Origin of the sequence: Klebsiella sp. HC6 (assembly GCF_022605325.1) — a bacterium.
In the GTDB taxonomy this organism is placed as follows: domain Bacteria; phylum Pseudomonadota; class Gammaproteobacteria; order Enterobacterales; family Enterobacteriaceae; genus Klebsiella; species Klebsiella terrigena.
On record NZ_CP093276.1, the window covers coordinates 3,719,055 to 3,738,357 of the forward strand.

The 19,303-nt window shown below is 56.8% G+C and carries 18 protein-coding genes and 1 tRNA gene; 7 read left to right on the forward strand and 12 right to left on the reverse strand.

Translation table 11 applies throughout. The features are described from left to right. The first annotated feature begins 23 nt into the window (after nt 1-23). Complete coding sequence (locus MMW58_RS17925; RefSeq protein ID WP_071844905.1) at nt 24-137, forward strand: DUF2770 family protein; 114 nt, start codon at nt 24-26, stop codon at nt 135-137. On the opposite strand, the gene trhO is transcribed toward MMW58_RS17925, so the two are convergent. Continuing rightward, complete coding sequence (gene trhO / locus MMW58_RS17930; protein WP_159236449.1) at nt 123-1,187, reverse strand: oxygen-dependent tRNA uridine(34) hydroxylase TrhO; 1,065 nt, start codon at nt 1,185-1,187, stop codon at nt 123-125. The two genes, MMW58_RS17925 and trhO, sit on opposite strands and share 15 nt — an antisense overlap. 209 nt (nt 1,188-1,396) lie before the next feature. On the opposite strand from trhO, the gene MMW58_RS17935 reads away from it, so the two are divergent. The 3 genes from MMW58_RS17935 (at nt 1,397) to MMW58_RS17945 (ending at nt 4,197) form a co-directional block, all read left to right on the forward strand. Then, nucleotides 1,397-2,320 (forward strand): Kdo(2)-lipid IV(A) acyltransferase, encoded by a 924-nt coding sequence (locus MMW58_RS17935; protein WP_076945195.1) that lies wholly within the window; start codon nt 1,397-1,399, stop codon nt 2,318-2,320. 148 nt (nt 2,321-2,468) lie between these two features. Then, a complete protein-coding gene (mdtG, locus tag MMW58_RS17940; RefSeq protein WP_241721759.1) occupies nt 2,469-3,719 on the forward strand; it encodes a multidrug efflux MFS transporter MdtG in 1,251 nt (416 codons plus the stop codon). Between the two features lie 91 nt (nt 3,720-3,810). Next, nucleotides 3,811-4,197, forward strand: a complete 387-nt coding sequence (locus MMW58_RS17945; protein WP_241721760.1) for a MysB family protein — start codon at nt 3,811-3,813, stop codon at nt 4,195-4,197. Here the strand turns inward: MMW58_RS17945 and MMW58_RS17950 are convergent, their stop codons facing one another. The 3 genes from MMW58_RS17950 to mdoG form a co-directional block, all read right to left on the reverse strand. Beyond that, on the reverse strand, nt 4,198-4,425 hold the full coding sequence (locus MMW58_RS17950) for a YceK/YidQ family lipoprotein (protein WP_241721761.1): 228 nt from the start codon (nt 4,423-4,425) through the stop codon (nt 4,198-4,200). A gap of 66 nt (nt 4,426-4,491) precedes the next feature. Further along, nucleotides 4,492-7,020 (reverse strand): glucans biosynthesis glucosyltransferase MdoH, encoded by a 2,529-nt coding sequence (mdoH, locus tag MMW58_RS17955; RefSeq protein WP_045854823.1) that lies wholly within the window; start codon nt 7,018-7,020, stop codon nt 4,492-4,494. Next, nucleotides 7,013-8,566: a glucans biosynthesis protein MdoG gene (gene mdoG, locus MMW58_RS17960; protein WP_076945190.1), complete on the reverse strand. Its 1,554-nt coding sequence runs from the start codon at nt 8,564-8,566 to the stop codon at nt 7,013-7,015. Before mdoG ends, mdoH begins: the two co-directional genes overlap by 8 nt. Nucleotides 8,567-8,818: 252 nt before the next feature. On the opposite strand from mdoG, the gene mdoC reads away from it, so the two are divergent. After that, complete coding sequence (gene mdoC / locus MMW58_RS17965; RefSeq protein ID WP_133597447.1) at nt 8,819-9,982, forward strand: glucans biosynthesis protein MdoC; 1,164 nt, start codon at nt 8,819-8,821, stop codon at nt 9,980-9,982. Nucleotides 9,983-10,032: 50 nt separating this feature from the next. Here mdoC and MMW58_RS17970 read toward each other — a convergent pair whose 3' ends face one another. From MMW58_RS17970 to ghrA, 6 genes are all read right to left on the reverse strand, one after another. Then, on the reverse strand, nt 10,033-10,623 hold the full coding sequence (locus MMW58_RS17970) for a TetR/AcrR family transcriptional regulator (protein ID WP_159236451.1): 591 nt from the start codon (nt 10,621-10,623) through the stop codon (nt 10,033-10,035). Nucleotides 10,624-10,688: 65 nt separating this feature from the next. Next, nucleotides 10,689-11,213 (reverse strand): O-acetyl-ADP-ribose deacetylase, encoded by a 525-nt coding sequence (gene ymdB, locus MMW58_RS17975; protein WP_241721762.1) that lies wholly within the window; start codon nt 11,211-11,213, stop codon nt 10,689-10,691. A 394-nt stretch (nt 11,214-11,607) separates the two neighbouring features. Next, nucleotides 11,608-12,099: a DUF1097 domain-containing protein gene (locus MMW58_RS17980; protein WP_241721763.1), complete on the reverse strand. Its 492-nt coding sequence runs from the start codon at nt 12,097-12,099 to the stop codon at nt 11,608-11,610. A gap of 102 nt (nt 12,100-12,201) precedes the next feature. After that, complete coding sequence (locus MMW58_RS17985; protein WP_041144937.1) at nt 12,202-12,756, reverse strand: TorD/DmsD family molecular chaperone; 555 nt, start codon at nt 12,754-12,756, stop codon at nt 12,202-12,204. 22 nt (nt 12,757-12,778) lie between these two features. After that, nucleotides 12,779-13,516 (reverse strand): phosphatase, encoded by a 738-nt coding sequence (locus tag MMW58_RS17990; RefSeq protein WP_045854817.1) that lies wholly within the window; start codon nt 13,514-13,516, stop codon nt 12,779-12,781. Nucleotides 13,517-13,600: 84 nt separating this feature from the next. Continuing rightward, on the reverse strand, nt 13,601-14,539 hold the full coding sequence (gene ghrA, locus MMW58_RS17995) for a glyoxylate/hydroxypyruvate reductase GhrA (protein ID WP_241721764.1): 939 nt from the start codon (nt 14,537-14,539) through the stop codon (nt 13,601-13,603). A 268-nt stretch (nt 14,540-14,807) separates the two neighbouring features. Here ghrA and MMW58_RS18000 point away from each other — a divergent pair. Next, nucleotides 14,808-14,895 (forward strand) — tRNA-Ser (locus tag MMW58_RS18000). A gap of 154 nt (nt 14,896-15,049) precedes the next feature. On the opposite strand, the gene MMW58_RS18005 is transcribed toward MMW58_RS18000, so the two are convergent. Next, complete coding sequence (locus MMW58_RS18005) at nt 15,050-16,744, reverse strand: NAD-dependent malic enzyme (protein WP_241721765.1); 1,695 nt, start codon at nt 16,742-16,744, stop codon at nt 15,050-15,052. Nucleotides 16,745-16,781: 37 nt separating this feature from the next. Then, nucleotides 16,782-18,155 (reverse strand): C4-dicarboxylate transporter DcuC, encoded by a 1,374-nt coding sequence (gene dcuC, locus MMW58_RS18010; RefSeq protein WP_133597435.1) that lies wholly within the window; start codon nt 18,153-18,155, stop codon nt 16,782-16,784. Nucleotides 18,156-18,403: 248 nt separating this feature from the next. Here dcuC and MMW58_RS18015 point away from each other — a divergent pair, with 248 nt between their 5' ends. Next, nucleotides 18,404-19,288, forward strand: coding sequence for a MurR/RpiR family transcriptional regulator (locus tag MMW58_RS18015; protein WP_133597433.1), 885 nt, complete (start codon nt 18,404-18,406; stop codon nt 19,286-19,288). The last annotated feature ends 15 nt before the right edge of the window (nt 19,289-19,303 follow it).

Here is a 19,303-nt window from a genome sequence, read left to right on the forward strand (position 1 = left end):
GCCGTTTATCACTGAGAGATCCTATGCGTCGCCTGTATGACTTACTGATCAACAACGTCCGCGAGCACTTTATGATCTATCTCGCTCTGTGGCTGCTGCTGGCCATCATTGACCTCGTCTGGCTATGGTTTTTCTGACGTCTCAGGATCCGGGATCCCCAGCTTGGTATTCAGACGCCCGCGGGATTTATTGAAGATCTTATTCCCGTTCTCACGCCCGGCCCGCAGCTGACGCTGCTCCTCTTCCGGCAGCTTATGCTCTTCCATACAGGATTCACTGCAGCATCCGGCAAACTTCTCCGCGCAGCTCTGACACTGAATAAACAGCAGATGGCAGCCGTCGTTCAGGCAGTTGGTGTGGCTATCGCAGGGCTCACCGCACTGATGGCAGTGCGCGATGATGTCGTCAGAAATACGCTCGCCCATGCGCTCATCAAAAACAAAGTTTTTACCGATAAAACGCACCGGCAAACCCTGCTCGCGCGCGCGACGCGCGTACTCAATGATGCCGCCTTCAATGTGCCAGACCTTGCTGAAGCCGTTGTGTTTCATCCACGCGCTGGCTTTTTCGCAGCGGATGCCGCCGGTACAGTACATAACGATTTTTTTATCTTTATGCTCCTGCATCATCTCAACCGCCTTCGGCAGCTGATCGCGGAAGGTGTCGGCGGGAATTTCCAGCGCCTGCTCGAAATGCCCCACTTCGTACTCGTAATGGTTACGCATATCGATAAAGACCGCGTCGGGATCGTCCAGCATCGCGTTCACTTCCGCAGCCTTCAGGTAGTCACCGACGTCAGAGGCATCAAAGGTCTCATCATCGATACCGTCGGCAACAATTCGGTCACGTACCTTCAGGCGCAGCACCCAGAACGATTTCCCGTCGTCGTCGAGGGCGACGTTCATGCGCAGCCCTTCCAGCGCCGGGTTGAAGGCGTACAGATATTCGCGCAGGGCCTCTACGCGGCTTTGCGGGACGCTGATTTGCGCATTGATCCCTTCGTGGGCCAGATAAATACGGCCAAACACGTTCAGCTTAGTCAGCGCAATCCACAGGGCGTCGCGCGTCGCTTTTGGGTCAACGATGGTGAAGTACTTATAGAAAGAGATCGTCGTGCGCGGCTCGCTCTCGGCCAACATCTGCGCTTTTAACGTCTCATTTGAAATGCGGTTATGTAACACTGGCATGGTGTACCTGCTCGACATAGAAATGAGTAAAACAAACGGCCGGCATCATATAGTAAAAGGCATTAATTTACATCCATACATTTCACGCTACATTTTTTATAGCAACCTTAGCTATGATTTAACAATAAATGCCAACCTGGCCGCTGGTTTTGGCTGAACCATAAAAAAATGCGATAATAGAACGCGTTGCTTAATTAAACAGGTATGAGATGACCCATTTACCTAAATTTTCCGTGGCGTTGCTGCATCCGCGCTATTGGCTACTTTGGCCAGGAATCGGCCTGCTGTGGCTCGTTGTCCAGCTCCCCTATCCGCTGATTTATCGCCTGGGTACCGCCCTGGGTCGACTCGCGATGCGCCTGATGACCCGGCGCGCAAAAATTGCCTACCGTAACCTGGAGCTCTGCTTTCCCGAGAAGAGCGAGCAGGAACGTCATCAGCTGATAAAACAAAATTTTGAATCCGTTGGCATGGGCCTGATGGAAACCGGCATGGCCTGGTTCTGGCCTGCGCACCGCATTGCGCGCTGGACCGATTCTATCGGCGTCGAACATATCAGGGCCGTACAGGCGCAAAAACGCGGCATTCTGCTGATCGGTATCCACTTCCTCACACTCGAAATGGGCGCCCGCATGTTCGGGATGAATGAGCCGGGTATTGGCGTCTATCGCCCGAATGATAATCCGGTTATCGACTGGCTGCAGACGTGGGGACGACTGCGCTCCAACAAGGATATGATCGACCGTAAGGACCTGAAGGGCATGGTGCGGGCGCTGAAAAAAGGCGATGTTATCTGGTACGCGCCGGATCACGACTACGGCCCGGCCTCCAGCGTATTTGTACCGTTTTTTGCCGTCGAACAGGCCGCCACTACGTCCGGCACCTGGATGCTGGCAAAAATGTCGAAAGCCTGCATTGTTCCCTTCGTGCCGCGGCGTAAGCCCGACGGTAAAGGCTATGAGCTGATTATTTTGCCTCCGGAGTGCGATCCGCCGCTGGACGACCCGCAGACGACCGCCCTGTGGATGAACCACATCGTCGAGAAGTGCATTCTAATGGCGCCGGAGCAGTATATGTGGATGCATCGCCGCTTCAAGTCGCGCCCGCCCGGCGTTCCTTCGCGCTACGAATAGCCGCCGTTATTACGCCCAAAGCCCCCGTTAGGGGGCTACGACCTTAGCATTAAAAGCGCTCCTCCGTTGCAGCAATCCTTTCTCAGGCGCATAATTAGCAGGCTCATATTTTCAACTTTTGACCTGCGGCGCAGGCCAGTGGGATCCTATGTCGTCTGCCGATCTACCTGTTAACTGGAAACGTAATCTTACCGTCACCTGGTTCGGCTGTTTTTTAACCGGCGCGGCGTTCAGCCTCGTGATGCCGTTCCTTCCGCTTTACGTTGAACAGCTCGGCGTAACGGGCCACGGTGCCCTCAATATGTGGTCGGGTCTGGTCTTCAGCATTACCTTTCTTTTTTCCGCCGTCGCCTCACCGTTCTGGGGCGGCCTGGCCGACCGAAAAGGTCGCAAAATCATGCTGCTCCGTTCCGCGCTCGGCATGGCTATCGTCATGGTGCTGATGGGGCTGGCGCAAAATATCTGGCAATTTCTGCTGCTGCGCGCGCTGCTGGGACTGCTAGGCGGGTTCATCCCGAACGCCAACGCCCTTATCGCCACCCAAATTCCACGCCAGAAGAGCGGATGGGCGCTGGGTACGCTCTCCACCGGGGCGGTCAGCGGCGCCCTGCTTGGCCCGCTGGCCGGCGGTTTTCTCGCTGACCTGTGGGGCCTGCGCCCCGTCTTCTTTCTCACCGCCAGCGTCCTGTTTATCTGTTTCCTCCTGACGCTGTTCTTTATTCGCGAGCAGTTTGTGCCGGTGGCGAAAAAAGAGATGCTTAGCGCCAAAGACGTCTTCTCCTCCCTGAAAAACCCAAAACTGGTGCTCAGCCTGTTCGTCACCACCCTGATTATCCAGGTCGCGACCGGGTCGATTGCGCCGATCCTGACGCTGTACGTGCGGGATCTGAGCGGAGACATCGGCAATATTGCGTTTATCAGCGGAATGATCGCCTCCGTGCCCGGCGTTGCTGCCCTGATCAGCGCCCCGCGTCTCGGCCGGCTGGGGGATCGGATCGGGCCGGAAAAAATCCTCATCGTGGCGCTGATCCTCTCCGTTCTGCTGCTTATTCCGATGTCATTCGTCCAGACCCCGCTGCAGCTGGGCATTTTGCGTTTCCTGCTCGGCGCCGCCGACGGCGCGCTGCTGCCGGCGGTACAAACGCTGCTGGTGTACAACTCCACCAGCCAGATCGCCGGCCGCATCTTCAGCTATAACCAGTCGTTTCGCGATATTGGCAACGTCACCGGCCCGCTCATCGGCGCCTCCGTCTCCGCCAACTATGGCTTCCGGGCGGTCTTTTTGGTTACCGCCTGCGTGGTGCTGTTCAACGCTATCTACTCGACCATCACCTTACGTCAGCCGCGAAGCAGCGAACCCTCTGGCGGCCGGGGCTCCGGCGATCGTTCGGTAAATTAAGTCCACAAAGCGTCCTTGCCCTTGACGCATCGCCCGCCGCCTTCTATAGATTGGATCGTGTCCATTTCTCATTCTTCTTAGGGGGTTAGCCATGCCAAAGGATTCCGTTTTCTATGCCACGCTCGAAGAAGCTATCGATGCGGCCCGCGAAGAGTACCTGGCCAATAATCCGGATAGCGTCGAGGAGAGCGCCAGCGTCGAGCAGCTGAATATCCAGAAGTACGTCTTGCAGGATGGCGATATCGCCTGGCAGGCCGAGTTCTTTGCCGACGATGAGGGGGAAGGCGAGTGCCTGCCGATGCTCAGCGGCGAAGCGGCGCAGAGCGTTTTTGACGGCGACTACGACGAGATAGAGCTACGTCAGGAGTGGCTGGAAGAGAATACGCTCCATGAATGGGACGAGGGTGAGTTTCAGCTTGAACCCTCTCTGGATACGGAAGAGGGTCAGACGGCGGCCGATGAGTGGGACGAACGCTAGCTAATTGTAGGGGCCGTGGCTCGCATCAAGCGGCAGCAGCAGCGTGTCGAACACCAGCGAAAAAGGCAGGTCGAGGATGGTGATATAGCGCCACGGCGAGTCGCGAACGTCCCACTGGACGCCGGGATAATACTGATTGCCGTGCCCCTGCCCCGGCACCGTGCGGCTAATAATGCTGCCACAGCCGCTGAGTACCATGGTCATGACGATGACCAGCAAAATTCTCATCTGTAACCTCAATTCCTGGAGAAAAAAATACCGGCAAAATTGCCGGTATTTTTCTTAACGTGCGGCTTACTTCGTTTTTAACGCCAGCGGATTCAGCGCTAGCTTGCCATAGGCATCCACCCACGAAGAGTATTTCTCCGGCGCGGCCCATACCCGATAGTGCAGGCGCGACAGGGTCACCGGGTCGCTTAACAGCACCAGACGACGGTCGCGGTTAAGTTTATCCGGCGTCTCGTTCAGCGCCTGCTCAACGTGACGTTCACGGGCGATATCGAGGATCCGACCGTGGCGGTGACGAGCGGTAGCCATTGCCGTTGCCAGCGCGTTAAACGACGGGTTAAACACGGCGTGCATAAAGCCATCATCCAGCGAACGCTGACGGTTCAGGGTCAGGTAGGCGTCGGTATCCTTCAGCACCTGCGGCGGGGAGTACTCTTCCGGGATCAGGAACAGCTTCCAGCGTTTGGTACGCAGACCAATGGTCGCCCGGCTGGAGATCACCGACACAAACGGCGACAGAATCAGCGAGAAGACGATCGGTGCCAGCCAGAACAGGAAGCGCAGATCCAGCCACGCCATGCCGACGGCCCAAACCAGACCCAGCAGCAGCTGTGAACCGTGGCGCATAAACGCTTCGCCCCACGGGGTGGAGTCGTCATCACGCTGCGGCGAGTTCCAGACCACTTCCCAGCCGAGGAACGCGCTGACCACAAATACGGTGTGGAACAGCATACGTACCGGCGCCAGCAGCACGGAGAACAGCACCTCCAGCAGCAGAGAGAGGGTCACGCGGATAAACCCGCCGTACTCTTTCGACCCTTTGCACCACACCAGAATGATGCTCAGCAGCTTCGGCAGGAACAGCAGCACCATGGTTGAGGCAAACAGGGCTATCGCCAGCTCCGGACGCCACTGCGGCCAGACCGGGAACAGCTGACGCGGCTGCAGGAAGTACTGCGGCTCGGTGAGCGCGTGCACTACCTGCAGAGCGGTCGACAGGGCGAGGAACATAAACCACAGCGGCGCGGAGAGATAGGACATGACGCCGGTCAGGAACACCGCCCGGTGCACCGGGTGCATACCTTTAACCAGGAACAGGCGGAAGTTCATCAGGTTACCGTGGCACCAGCGACGGTCACGCTTCAGCTCATCCAGCAGGTTCGGCGGCAGCTCCTCATAGGAGCCCGGCAGGTCATAGGCAATCCACACGCCCCAGCCTGCGCGACGCATCAGCGCGGCTTCCACGAAGTCGTGCGACAGAATCGATCCGGCGAAGGAGCCTTCACCCGGCAGCGGCGCCAGCGCGCAGTGCTCAATGAACGGTTTTACGCGGATAATGGCGTTATGACCCCAGTAGTGCGACTCGCCAAGCTGCCAGAAGTGCAGACCGGCGGTAAACAGCGGGCCGTATACGCGGGTCGCGAACTGCTGGCAGCGGGCGTAGAGGGTGTCCATCCCGGAGGCGCGCGGCGAGGACTGGATGATCCCGGCGTTCGGGTTCGCTTCCATCAGGCGCACCAGGCCGGTCAGGCACTCGCCGGACATCACCGAGTCGGCGTCCAGCACCACCATGTAGCTATACTGGCTGCCCCAGCGACGGCAGAAGTCATCGATGTTGCCGCTTTTACGCTTCACGCGACGGCGGCGACGGCGATAGAAAATCTGCCCTTCCCCCTGGACTTCAGCAATCAGCTCCATCCACGCCTTTTGCTCCGCTACGCAGATATCCGGGTTGTAGCTGTCGCTGAGGATGTAGACGTCGAAGTGCTGCTGCTGGCCCGTCGCCTTCACCGATTCCCAGGTGGCGCGCAGACCGGCGAATACGCGATCGACGTCCTCGTTGCAGATAGGCATGATAAGCGCCGTCCGATGCGCCGGATTCAGCGGCTCATCGCCGACGGTGGAGGCGGAAATACTGTACTTATCGCGCCCCATCAGCAGCTGCAGGAAGCCCATCAGCGCCGTCCAGAACCCCGCTGATACCCAGCAGAAGAGGACCGCAAAGAGGATCAGAATGCCGGTTTGCAGCATATACGGCAGCAGCTGCATAAATGAAACCCACAGGTTCTGCCCAACCATGTCGGCGGGGTTGATTAACGCCCAGCCCTGATACGGCAGAATGGTTTTCATGTACCAGGTCGCAACGACGGTCTGCGCCAGCGTTAACAGCAGCAGCGTGTAGCGACGGATGGTACCGGCGGTACGCCATTTCTGTTCGTTTTCCTGCTCTTCTTTGGTCAGACGAGAAAGATAGCGCGGGGTGACATCGCGTCCACGCAGCCGATCCCAGAAGCGGCCGACCGGGTTGGTCCGCCACGGATCCGGGAACATAGAGGAGCGCTTCGCCTTCGGCATGGCGTGCAGCTGGGTGCGACCTTCATCATCTTTGATGAGCTGATCGCCCGCCAGCGCGTCCGGCCAGCTATGCTCCAGCCGCGCTTTCACCGACCCCAGAGGGGAATCGTCTTCGCGGGGAAAATCGTGACGATCGGCGTCCAGCGCTTCATGTACCGCCTTCAGGCTGGTATCAGGAAGTGCAGACTTCTCTGCACCCGACAGCGGTAAGGCGTCAATGTACTTGGTTATGTTATTCATTAGCAGGCAGCTGATAGCTCCAGGTTTCACTCAGCGTCTGGTCGGCATTGACCAGCGCAGCGCGCATTTCCGTAGTTTTCTTCGGATCTTTCACTTTCACGCGCAGAATCATACGCCAGCCCTTGGTGATCGGGTTATAACGCACCGCGTTCTCAACGATCTCCGCGTTATCGCCAATGCTCGCCTGTGCCGTTACCGGCGTATCTGACGGCAGTTTTTTCATCTCAGCGCCGGTGAAATCCACGATGAAGGCGATAGTGCCATCCGGCTGACGAATCAGGTTCGACTGCTTCACATCGCCGGTGGAACGACGGGTCTGCATCACGTAGGCGTTATCCGGCGCGTGCAGCTTGTCTTCATCGCGGCTGAAGGTAATAGAGTATTTGAAGTTCATCTCTTTACCCGGCTCCGGCAGCTGATCCGGCGTCCAGTAGGTCACGATGTTATCGTTAGTTTCATCGTTGGTTGGAATCTCAACCAGTTCGATTTTACCTTTACCCCAGTCGCCTTTCGGCGTGATCCATGCGCTCGGGCGCAGATCGTAGCGGTCGTCGAGATCTTCAAAGCGAGAGAACTGACGCCCGCGCTGCAGCAGACCAAAGCCTTGCGGATTTTCCATCGCGTAGCTGCTGACGGCCAGATGCTTCGGATTGTTCAGCGGACGCCAGATCCACTCCCCGTTGCCGGCGAGAATAGAGAGACCGTTAGAGTCGTGCAGCGCCGGACGGTAGTTTGTCGCCGGAGAGGGCTGATTCGGCCCAAACAGGAACATGCTGGTCAGCGGTGCAACGCCCAGCTTACCGACCTTGTCACGCAGGTAAACCTTGGACTGCACGTCAACCACGGTATCGCGACCCGGCATAATGACAAAACGATACGCTCCGGTTGCGCGCGGGGAATCGAGCAGAGCATAAATCGTCAGACGCTTGTCGGTCGCTTTTGGACGCTCGATCCAGAACTCGCGAAAACGCGGGAACTCTTCGCCTGAAGGCAGTGCGGTATCGATAGCAAGGCCGCGAGCGGAGAGCCCGTAAACCTGGCCCTGGCCCAGTACGCGGAAATAGCTGGCTCCGAGCATGCTGACAATTTCGTCATTCTTATCTTTGCTGTTGATCGGGTACAGCACTTTAAACCCGGCAAAGCCAAGGTCTTTGACCGTGTCTTTGTCATGCTGGACGCTGCCAAAATTGAAGTAGTCCGGGTTATATTTGATCTTGTGCACGCTACTTGCAGTCACTTCGTTGATCGTGACCGGCGTGTCGAAGTACATGCCCTGATGATAAAATTCAAGTTTGAACGGGGTCTTCTGGTTGTTCCAGTATGCTTTATCGTGATTAAACTGGATTTGCTGGTAGTCCGCGTATTTCATGTCACGGAAAACGGAGGGCAGGTTGCTCTTCGGCGCTTCATAGCCCTTCCCGGCTAACGATTTTGCCTCTTTTGCAACGTCATCAATGCTAAACGCCCATGCAGATGAAGTACACAGGGACAACATTACGGCTGCGCTTAACCAGCGCATTTTCATCATCTGTGGTTTATGTTTCATATAAGTAAGCACTTCCCCCTTTGTGTGCTTAAATCGATCCGATCTATTTTAATGGAAATTCAGGCAATCCGACAACATAATCCCTGCATTGTTCAGCTTAGCAGTACAGGTAATGGACAGTTCTCTGTCACTTTTGCACTTTGCGTGCTTATCCTGGAGACAGGTACCCAGAGTTGATGTAGGGTTGCTGAGAATTTAAACGTTATCACCTTGAGTGATAAGACGAATTGTCTGAGAAAGTAGTGAAACTGTATGAATAATGCGCCAGTAGAACGTGAATATTTCTTCGATAGCATCCGCGCATGGTTAATGCTTCTGGGGATACCCTTTCACATATCGCTTATCTATTCCAGCCACAGCTGGCATGTTAATAGCGCCGAACCTTCGTGGTGGCTGACGCTGTTCAACGATTTTATTCATGCATTTCGCATGCAGGTTTTCTTTGTCATCTCCGGCTACTTCTCCTACATGCTTTTTCTTCGCTATCCGCTAAAAAAATGGTGGAAAGTGCGGGTCGAGCGCGTGGGCATCCCCCTGTTAACCGCCATTCCGCTGCTGACCCTGCCGCAGTTTATTATGCTGCAGTACGTCAACGGTAAAGCCGACAGCTGGCACGCGCTCTCAGGGTACGACAAATTCAACACCCTCGCCTGGGAGCTGATCTCGCATCTGTGGTTTTTACTGGTGCTGGTCGTTCTGACTACCCTCGGGGTGGTGCTGTTCAAATGGCTCACCGGGCGCCGCACGGAAGGCGGCCCGAGTTTTGGTGACACCGTCACATTGTCTCAGCTGTCGATGATTTTCCTCGCGCTCGGCGTGCTCTACGCGCTGATCCGCCGCACGCTGTTCATTCTCTACCCGCCAATTCTCAGCAACGGCCTGTTTAACTTTATCGTCATGCAGACCCTGTTCTACCTGCCGTTCTTTATCCTCGGCGCGCAAACCTTTATCAACCCGCGCCTGAAAGCGCTGTTCACCCGGCCGTCGCCGTGGTGCTACGTCGGGGCCCTGCTGGGCTTTATCGCCTACCGCCTGAACCAACAGTACGGCTCCGGTGACGCGTGGATGTTTGAAACCGAGTACGTCATTACCATGGTGCTCGGACTGTGGATGGTTAACGTGGTGTTTTCCCTTGGGCACCGCCTGCTGAACTTCCAGTCGGCACGGGTGACCTATTTTGTGAATGCCTCGCTGTTTATCTATCTGGTGCACCACCCGCTCACCCTGCTGTACGGCGCGTGGATTGCTCCGGCCATCCAATCGAACACCTTAGGGTTTATTGCCGGGCTGATTTTTGTGGTCGGCATTGCGGTGATCCTCTACGAAATTCATCTGCGGATCCCGCTGCTGCGCTTCCTCTTTTCGGGGAAATTCCAGACTAAAACGCCGAAGCCGCAGGTTTCGGCCAACGGATAGCCACTCCGGGGCTGCGCCAGGCGCGCGGCCCCGGTGCAGGCCAGCGAAGATTATTTTTTGTCAAACAGAAGCTGGAACAGGTCGCGATAGAGCGCGGCCATCGCCGGCTTATTGGCCTCCGCTGCGGTGGTCAGCTCACGGCGATACGCCGCGCCCTCGGTTAATACCGCAATCAGTTCACTGGCAGCATCGATCTGCTCCGCCGACATCTCGGGATGAGAGTGACGGGTAAGACGCCCGCCCTCCTCTTTCAGGCGCCGGTCGGCCTGCTGTAAAATTTCGCGCAGGCGCGGGTTTCTCGAGGCTTCGGCGTTAATCTCCATCAGCAGATAATTGTCGGTTATCGTAGCGGCCGACGGCGGTATGACGCCAGCCAGCAGCGATGCCATCCGCTCGAGGTCGTGATTGCCGCGAATCATCTCCTCCACCCTGGCGTGAACAATTTCGCTGACTATCGCCTCGATAATCTCCTCTTTGCTGGCAAAAATACGGTACAGCTGCCCTACGCTAAGCCCGGCCTCGCGGGCAATATCGGCAACGGACGCGCCGTGGAGCCCTTTTGCGGCAAAACATGCTTGCGCCGCAGAAACAATCTCCGCCCGACGAACGAGCTGCTTTTGCGCTACCTTTCCCTCAGCCACCAACAGATCTCCTTCATTGATAATTGCCGACGCCTGCCTGGCCAGCAGCGTCGGCTGCGCTGCGCCTATTGTGCCTGCAGCAGGCGGTGATAAATCTCAGCCGTTTCGGCATCAAAACAGACAAAGCAGACGCGTTCCAGCGGATTGTAGCGGGTGAGAAAGGCGTTCACCGTCCGCACGGCTATCTCCGCCGCAGCCTGCTTAGGGTAACCGTACACGCCAGTGCTGATTGCCGGGAAAGCAATAGAGCGGTAGCTATTCGCCGCCGCCAGCTGCAGGCTGTTTTTATAGGCATCGGCCAGCAGTTCAGCCTCCTGGCGATCGCCGCCGTGCCAGATCGGCCCAACGGCGTGAATAACCGCGCTGGCCGGGAGCTGGCCGGCGGTGGTGATCACCGCATGACCGGGAGCGCACTCGCCCTGCTGCTGACGCACTATTTTGCACGCGGCCAGCAGCTCCGGCCCGGCGGCCCGATGAATAGCGCCATCGACCCCGCCGCCGCCGAGCAGTGAAGGGTTAGCAGCGTTGACGATAGCATCGACTGCCAGCGTTGTGATGTCTCCGAGAATAACCTCAGGTTTAACAGCCATTTCGCCTCCTGTCGGCAAACGTCTTAAGTAAAGCTTAGCGGTAATATCGCATGACGGCCCCGAGGACGAAAGCCCGAGGCCCGGCAATGCGCGATGTTCGGTTGCCAGAATAGCAAGGGTATGTTGCGGATTAATATACTTTAATTGCCCTGGCCTGCTGTTTTCCTCGCGCAGGCTCCCTTTTGCGGGCTGCCGACCGGCAATCCGTTTAATTTTTCGCCTGGGCCCGGGCGTAACAATATGATTAACCATCGAATAAAATGGCTTCGAGAGTACAGCCCGGGGGAGAGTTACGCCCGCCGTGGCGCCAGGGAGCGCCGCGCAAGCAGGAAAAGGTGATTGACAGAAAAGCAAAACAGGACCAGAGGTCCTGTTTTAGGTGGGATAGCGCCGCTCAGGCTTCGTCGGGGGTTTCGTGGGCCAACGATTTACTCTTTTCCGCCCGCGCTGCCAGCCAGAGTCCGCTGTTTTTCATCGCATAGCCAAAAACCAGCCCCAGCGCCAGAGAAGGCACAATCAGACGCCAGTCGTCGCCGCCGGCAAAGGTTGCGCAGGCGCCGATAAAGGTTCCGGGCACGAAGGAGAGCAGCACCTGACGCGCCTGAATGCACATCAGAAACGCCACGATTCCGGTTATCATATAGCCGAGGATTTCCAGATGCGGCGCCAGCGCGCTGCCGTAGACGATCGCCTGGGCCCATATCACGCCGCTCATCACCGTACATGTAGAGATCAGCAGCCCTTTCAGGCCGCCCTGCGGGCAGGCAAAATAGGCCGTGCAGCCGAGAAAGCCAGCCCAGCTCAGCAGGCCGAGCGCGACCGCCACCCATCCCCAGATCCCGGAGAGAATGCCCGTCGTTATTGCAATTGCGAGAAGTATGTTCATGGCGCGTATCATAGCAGATACGCACCCTTCAAATGCGATCATGAGCACACTATCTGAAATAGCATTCTCTTTGTTGCATTTAAAATGTGATATTAATCACATTTATTCTTCATTCTCTTCCTGCAGCTCATCCCACATGGCGGAGAGCGCCTCGCGCGTCAGCGGCGCCATTGTCCGCCAGAAAGGCGTCACCGCATGGGCCTCGACCTTGCCGAGGAAGATCCCGCACCACGGCAGAATATAGTCGGCAAACAGCGTTTCCAGAGTCTCGCTTTCATCTTCCGTCGCATGATCCTCAAGCCACGAAGCGGCCAGCAGCAGGGAACCAATATGGTCGGCTCGCCCCTCCCCGGTTGGGATCCCGTGCTCGCTCAGAAAGCCGCGAACTTCGGCCTCCGTAGCGCCCTCAACCCAGGCGCTACGGTACGGCGGGACGCCGCACTCTTCGCCGACAAACAGCGCGTTGTAATCGGCGGCCAGCGGCTGCACGTCGCAGCTTTTTTGCAGGCGCTCCAGCTGCTCATCCTGCTCCAGCGGCCAGCTTGCCGCCAGCTTGCCTTCACGAATAAGGGTAAACAGCGGCACCAGCAGCGGGTCCTGCGGCTGACGATAGTACAGGGAGCCCAGCACGCGGCAGAGGATTGAAAACTCGTTCATTCAGTTATTCCAGTTAGACAAATTAAAGATCGGCAAATTCAGCAATCGCCGGCATCCCGCGAGATTCAAGGAAGTTCAGCAGCCGGCGCGGAGAAACGTTAAGGATCCTCTCCTCGGGGAAATTCACCTCATCGAGGATCTTGCGACACTCCCTGAATTCGCCCAGCGTAAAGGCAGTATGCGAATCAGAGCCGAGGGCCACCCAGCCTCCGGCATCGCGCACCGCGGCGGCGATGGCCCGGCAGTTATCTTCGCTGCCTACGCGTGAGGAGATAAATGAGGAGTTGTTGATCTCCAACGCCACCTGGTATTTTGCCGCCGCTTCGGCGATGGCCGGGATATCGACCGGGAATTTAGGGTTGCCCGGGTGGCTGATAATGTGCACCGCGCCGCTCGCCATCGCGGCGATCATCGCCTCGGTATGGGTTGCTTTGTCCTGCGGTGGAAAGACCGGCTCATGGAAGCCCGCAATGAACAGGTCCAGGGAGGTGAGCATCGGACCGGAGCAGTCAATTTCACCGTGAATATTTTTAATGTTGGCTTCAATACCGCGCAGAATGCCAACGCCGTCCACCAGCCGCGGCCAGATGCGCATATTGACGAAGTGCCAGTAGTGCGGCGCATCGGCCATATCCGGGCCATGATCGGTGATCGCAAAGAGTTTGATCCCCTTGCGCTTTGCTTCGGCAATGTAATCGTGCAGGGTGCTGTAGGCGTGGGTACTGGCGACGGTATGCATGTGCAGGTCAACAGGATACATCACAATCTCCTTCTCTGTTTGTGGCAAGAATAGCAGGAATCAGGACGTATGATTAGCAAAACCCCGCCGCAGCGGGGTTCTCTTTTAATAACCGCGCTGGCGATCGACCTGCCCGCTGACCGTTTCCCCTCGTTCGAGCTGGCTAATCGTACCGGCTATATAGGCAATCGCTTCCTGCGGCCGCGTCACCGCGGCGATATGCGGCGTCATTGCCACTCGCGGATGCGCCCACAGCGGGCTTGCCGCCGGGAGCGGCTCGCGGCTGAAGACATCGAGCATGGCGCCTTTAAGTTTACCGCTTTCCAGCGCCGCCAGCAGGTCGTCTTCAACGACATGGACGCCGCGCGCCAGGTTGAGAACATAGCTGCCGTCCGGAAGCTGCGCCAGCAGCTGCTGATTAATAATGCCGACGGTCTCCGCCGTGTTGGGCAGCAGGTTGATCAGGACCCGGGTTTCGCGCAGGAATTCATTCAGCTCATCGGCCCCGGCAAAGCTTTGCACCTGCGGCCACGCCTTGCGGCTGCGGCTCCAGCTGCGCAGCGGGAAGCCCCATGCCTGCAGCCCTTGCGCCACCTTCGCGCCGAGCACGCCGGCCCCCATGATGCCGATGGAAAAATCTTCGCGCCGGTATTCATCGAGCGGCTGCCAGCGCGCCTGCTGCTTCAGCGCCTGATAATCGTCAAACCGGCGGAACCAGTGCAGCACCTGGCTGACCGCATACTCCTGCATCTGCAGCCCCATGCCGGTATCTTCCAGGCGGAACAGCGGAATCGAGAGCGGCAGCATCTGCGGATGTTCGCGCAGTTTGCTGAGGATCGAATCCACCCCCGCGCCGAGCGCAAAGACGGCCTTTAGGTCGCGGCCCTGGAGCATTTCCACCGGCGGGTGCCAGACCAGCGCATAGTCGGCGGGCCGATCGTCGCCAGGCTTCCACTCGCGTACGCGCGAACCGGGGAGCTGTTTTTCCAGCTCGGCAATCCAGTACGGGATATCAAACGTCGGGTGGTAAAAGATAATCTCCATTGTGACTCCTGATAGCTAATGTCTTCAGCAGGTTTGCGTTAGCGCCGTATTTTACTTGTTGTTTTCTATTGGTTTGCCAGCATAGCAAATTTCGACTGGCCGGCGGGTAAAAAGAGAGTGGTGACAAAAAAAACGATTGTCGTGCGTTTCGCCAGCAGGTTGCGCGAAGTTTGGCTAAACGCGCGCTTTTTTAAAAAAGTTGATTGACGGGAGATAGGTATTTCCCTAAATTAGCGCCCGTTCCCAGCGACAACGGGAATGACAATATGGTGAGGTGTCCGAGTGGCTGAAGGAGCACGCCTGGAAAGTGTGTATACGGCAACGTATCGAGGGTTCGAACCCCTCCCTCACCGCCATATTTGAAGAAGAGCTCGTACGCAAGTACGGGCTTTTTTTTCGCCTATTGCACCCGCCGGGAGGGATAAGAAGCCTCGACCAGGGTTCGACAGCTGGCATCGCCAGCTGGACAGACCGCGAGCCAGCCCTCCCCTTCGCGAAGAATCAGGTGATTCAGAACGGCGTGCGCCGGTACTGTCGATAAACCGGACGCCAGAAGCTGTCCGCAATGCGTGCCCGCAGCGTCTCCTCTGAGAGCACGGGGGCAACGCCGTCTTGCTGCGCCGCCTGCGCTACGCGAATCGCAATATGTTTAGTCATCGACTGAATATCCGAGATATCGGGCAGCAGCGGTCCGGTACCGTGAAGCGCCAGCGGAGAGTGCTCCGCCAGCGTTCGGCTTGCCGCCATCAGCATCCCTTCCGTCACCCTCCGGGCCTCGCCGATCGCCACCCCAAGCCCGATGCCGGGAAAGATATAGACGTTATTGCATTGCGCAACGGGGTAGCTTTTCCCCTGCCGCTGCACGGGCTTAAAAGGGCTGCCGGTCGCAACGATCGCCCGCCCGTCGGTCCAGGCCAGAATATCTTCCGGCCGCGCCTCGACCCGGGAGTCCGGGTTCGAGAGCGGCATAATAATCGGCTGCCGGCAGTGACGATACATCTCGGTTATCACAGCTTCGTTGAACAGACCGGGCTGGCCGCTTACGCCAATCAAAACCGTCGGCTGCGCGCGGCGAATCACCTCCAGCAGGCCGTAATTACCGTCCTTGCCCTCCCACTCCCCCAGACGGCTGCGCGGCTGGCCGAGGCGTGCCTGGAAGGCGAGGAGACCCGCCTGATCTTCCGTGAGCAGGCCAGCGCGGTCAACCATATAGATCCGCGCCCGGGCCTGCGCATCGCTTAAACCTTCGGCAACCATCTGCGTCACGATCTGTTCGGCAATCCCGCATCCTGCCGACCCGGCGCCAAGAAACACCACCGTCTGTTCGCGCAGCGGCCGTCCGGTTGCCCGGCTCGCCGCCAGCAGCGCTCCCAGCGTTACCGCGGCGGTTCCCTGGATATCATCATTGAAACAGCACAACTCATCGCGGTAGCGCTCCAGCAGGGGCATCGCCGCCTGTTGGGCAAAATCTTCAAACTGCAACAAGACATCCGGCCAGCGATGCTTAACGGCGCGGATAAACAGATCGATAAACTCAAAATACTCCTCGCCGGTAATGCGCGAATGCCGCCATCCCATATAAAGCGGATCGCTTAGCAGCCGGGGGTTATTGGTTCCAACATCAAGAAAAACGGGCAGCGTATATTCAGGCGCAATCCCCCCGCAGACCGTATATAACGACAGCTTGCCGATCGGGATCCCCATTCCGCCCATTCCCTGATCGCCCAGCCCTAAAATACGTTCGCCGTCGGTAACAACAATCACCCGGATATTCTGCCGGGAAGCATTATGCAGAATATCATCGATGCGAAAGCGATCTTCCCAGCTGATAAAAAGCCCGCGCGCGCGGCGATACATGGCCGAAAAATGCTCGCAGGCAAGCCCCACTACCGGGGTATAGATAATGGGCATCATTTCCGCTAAATGGCGCTCCAGCAGATGATAAAAGAGGGTCTCGTTAATATCCTGAATATTGCGCAAATAGATATGTCGGGCAATAGCAGAATCGATGCTCTGAAACTGCAGCCAGGCGCGTCGGGCCTGCTCTTCAATCGTTTCAACCGCGGCGGGGATCAGACCATGAAGATTAAAATTATCGCGCTCTGGCAGCGTAAAACCGCTGCCTTTATTCAGCAAAGGGGACTCCAGCAGCAGCGAACCGGCATACGGAATATAAAGTGGCTTGTCTTTGATATCATTCAACATAACGGGGTCCCGGTGAGTGAAGCGATCCATATCGTTTTCAGAACATGACATAGTTGGCCGCCAGCATGGCGATAATACCGCCCACTGCAGGAATTAACGTCCGGCGGACGATAGCAAATGGCGAACACTCCCCGGCCTTACTGACGGCGATGATAATCCCGGCGACCGGGGAGATAGAGCGTCCCATGCCGGCCATCATCTGCATCGGCAGGATCATTTTTACCGCGCTTTCACCAAAGGTCTTTGCAATAGAAGGAGCCATACCGGAGAAGGAGAAGAAGGCCGCGACGCCGGAGCCGGTGAGCACGGCGGTCACGCCGACCAGGGCGGTCATGACCAGCGTCATGCTGGCAAAACCAAAACCGGCGTTGCGTACGGCATCGAGTAAATAGTCGATAGCGCCAATTTTTTGCATTCCCTGGGCATAAATATCGGCACACACCAGCAGCGAAACGATGCTGGTAAACATGCTCCCCATCCCTTTAAAAAAGCTCTGCACGCCTTTACAGCTGGCGCGAAAATCCCGCGTCACCGCCAGCTCGCAGACGAAGGCCAGCAGCGTCCCGACGATCATCGCGGTAACCACGTCGACCTTAACCGAGGTGATGACTAACGGGCTGAATACCAGCACCAGTATGACGGGAAAGACCGGAAGAATGGCGTAAAACGTCGGCGCCCGCGGCCCGGCTTCGCCGACGCTCTCCTGCTCCACCAAGGCTTCACCTGGGTAATGTCCCTCTTTTTTATCGTAATATTTCGCGGTGAAGAAAATCAGCACCGCGACCGCCAGCATCACGGCCAGCGCCACCGGCATCTGGTAGTGGGCAAAATAGACCGCCGCCTCCATACCGGCATGCTTAGCCGCGAGGTTAGCGGTGCCAACCGCCGGGCCTAAATCCATAAACGCGCACAGGCCGATCATCGAGGCCGCCGCCGCTTTGCTCACTCCCAGACGCACCAGCACCGGGAAAAAGGTCACCAGCAGCAGCATCGCCAGCCCGGCGGCGCTGGAGATCGCCACGTGCAGTAGCTGAGCGCAAATATATCCCAGCGCCAGAATCACGTACGGGGCTTTAATAACCTGTAAAGGACGAATGCAAACGTTCACCATCGCATTCGACGCCTTAATATGATCCATGTAGCTGGCAAAGCCCCCGGCCGCCATGATGATAAGCCCTATCCCCGCAACCTGGGTGGCCAGGGACTCTTTGGCGAAAGCGAAAATATCGAGCCATATTGAGCCCGTCGATTTTGCGTGGCCGTAAAGAATGCTCTGTTGCGGATAAAACAGCGCCGTGACGGTCAGCAGCGTCAGGCCGGCCAGCAGCAGAACCGTCTGGGGCTGAACGTTTTTAATGATTAACCATGCAGCAATAATGGTAATCACAATGGCGATTATAAATGCGATCATGGATGATATCCTTGTATGAAGCCGGGTAAGATACGGAGCGCTTCGCTTCTGGTCGAGGGTTGTTTTTAGATGGCAACAGAGTAAATTTCGCGGGCGGCGTAAAAAATGAGAAAATGATTTTCCCACAGCAAATTGTGCGCACGATCCCATAACCTGAAGCGTCCCTGCTGATGGCATTAGCGTAATACTTACTTATCTCTCTAACTATGAGATATTTCACAGAGAAATAAGTCTTCGGGGTCAATGAAATGCCGATTAAATCACCCTTAACGCTGGATGAATATAAAGCCAACACCGCACATTTATCCGCTTTAACCGAGTCAGAACAGCGCCTGGATAACTATATCCGCGACCATTTTAATGAAATTCCCTACCACGGCATTGTCGATATCGCAAACAACGCGGCGGTCAGTAAAGCGACCATTGGGCGGTTTTTAAATAAACTCGGTTTCACCGGTTACGCGGCGTTCCGGCGCGTCGTTGAGGAGTCGCTGTCGCCGCAAAAGATGATTTCCCCCTATGAGCTGGCCGCGCGCTCGCCGGCCAGAGACCACGTGGCAACGGAACAGGTGGTCACGGAGTTCAATAATAACGTGGCGGGCCTTTTTGCCAGCTTCAAAGAGAGTATCGAGATCAACAGTCTGAATCAATTTATCGATATTATCCTCAACGACGAGCGTAAATTATATGTCGTCGGCCCCTCATCATCCCATGCGATGGCAACGCACTTCGTCACGCTCATCAAGTATTTTCGCGATCGCGTCACGCTATTATCGCTGGATGCCGGAGAATTACCAAAATCGTTGCTAAACCTGACCGATAACGACGTTTTGATCGTTTTCTCATACTATCGATTTAATAATATGGCGCTACGCATCGCCGAATGGTTTCGCAGCAAAAAGGCGCTGGTGGTGCTAATCACCAATTCTGAATCCAACCCCTACGGGAAATTTTGCAATCTGCAATTCGTGTTACCGAGCGATACCCATTCGGTATTTAAAAGTCGGATCATTGGTTTTTTCTTTATTGAGCTGACGCTGCATCTGGCCTATGAAAAAGGCGGCGGAGAAGGCAATTTTGAACAGCTGGAAGATCTTTTCGGCTTTTTTGAAACCTTCTCATCCGGTACCTGACGGCCACCGGATGAG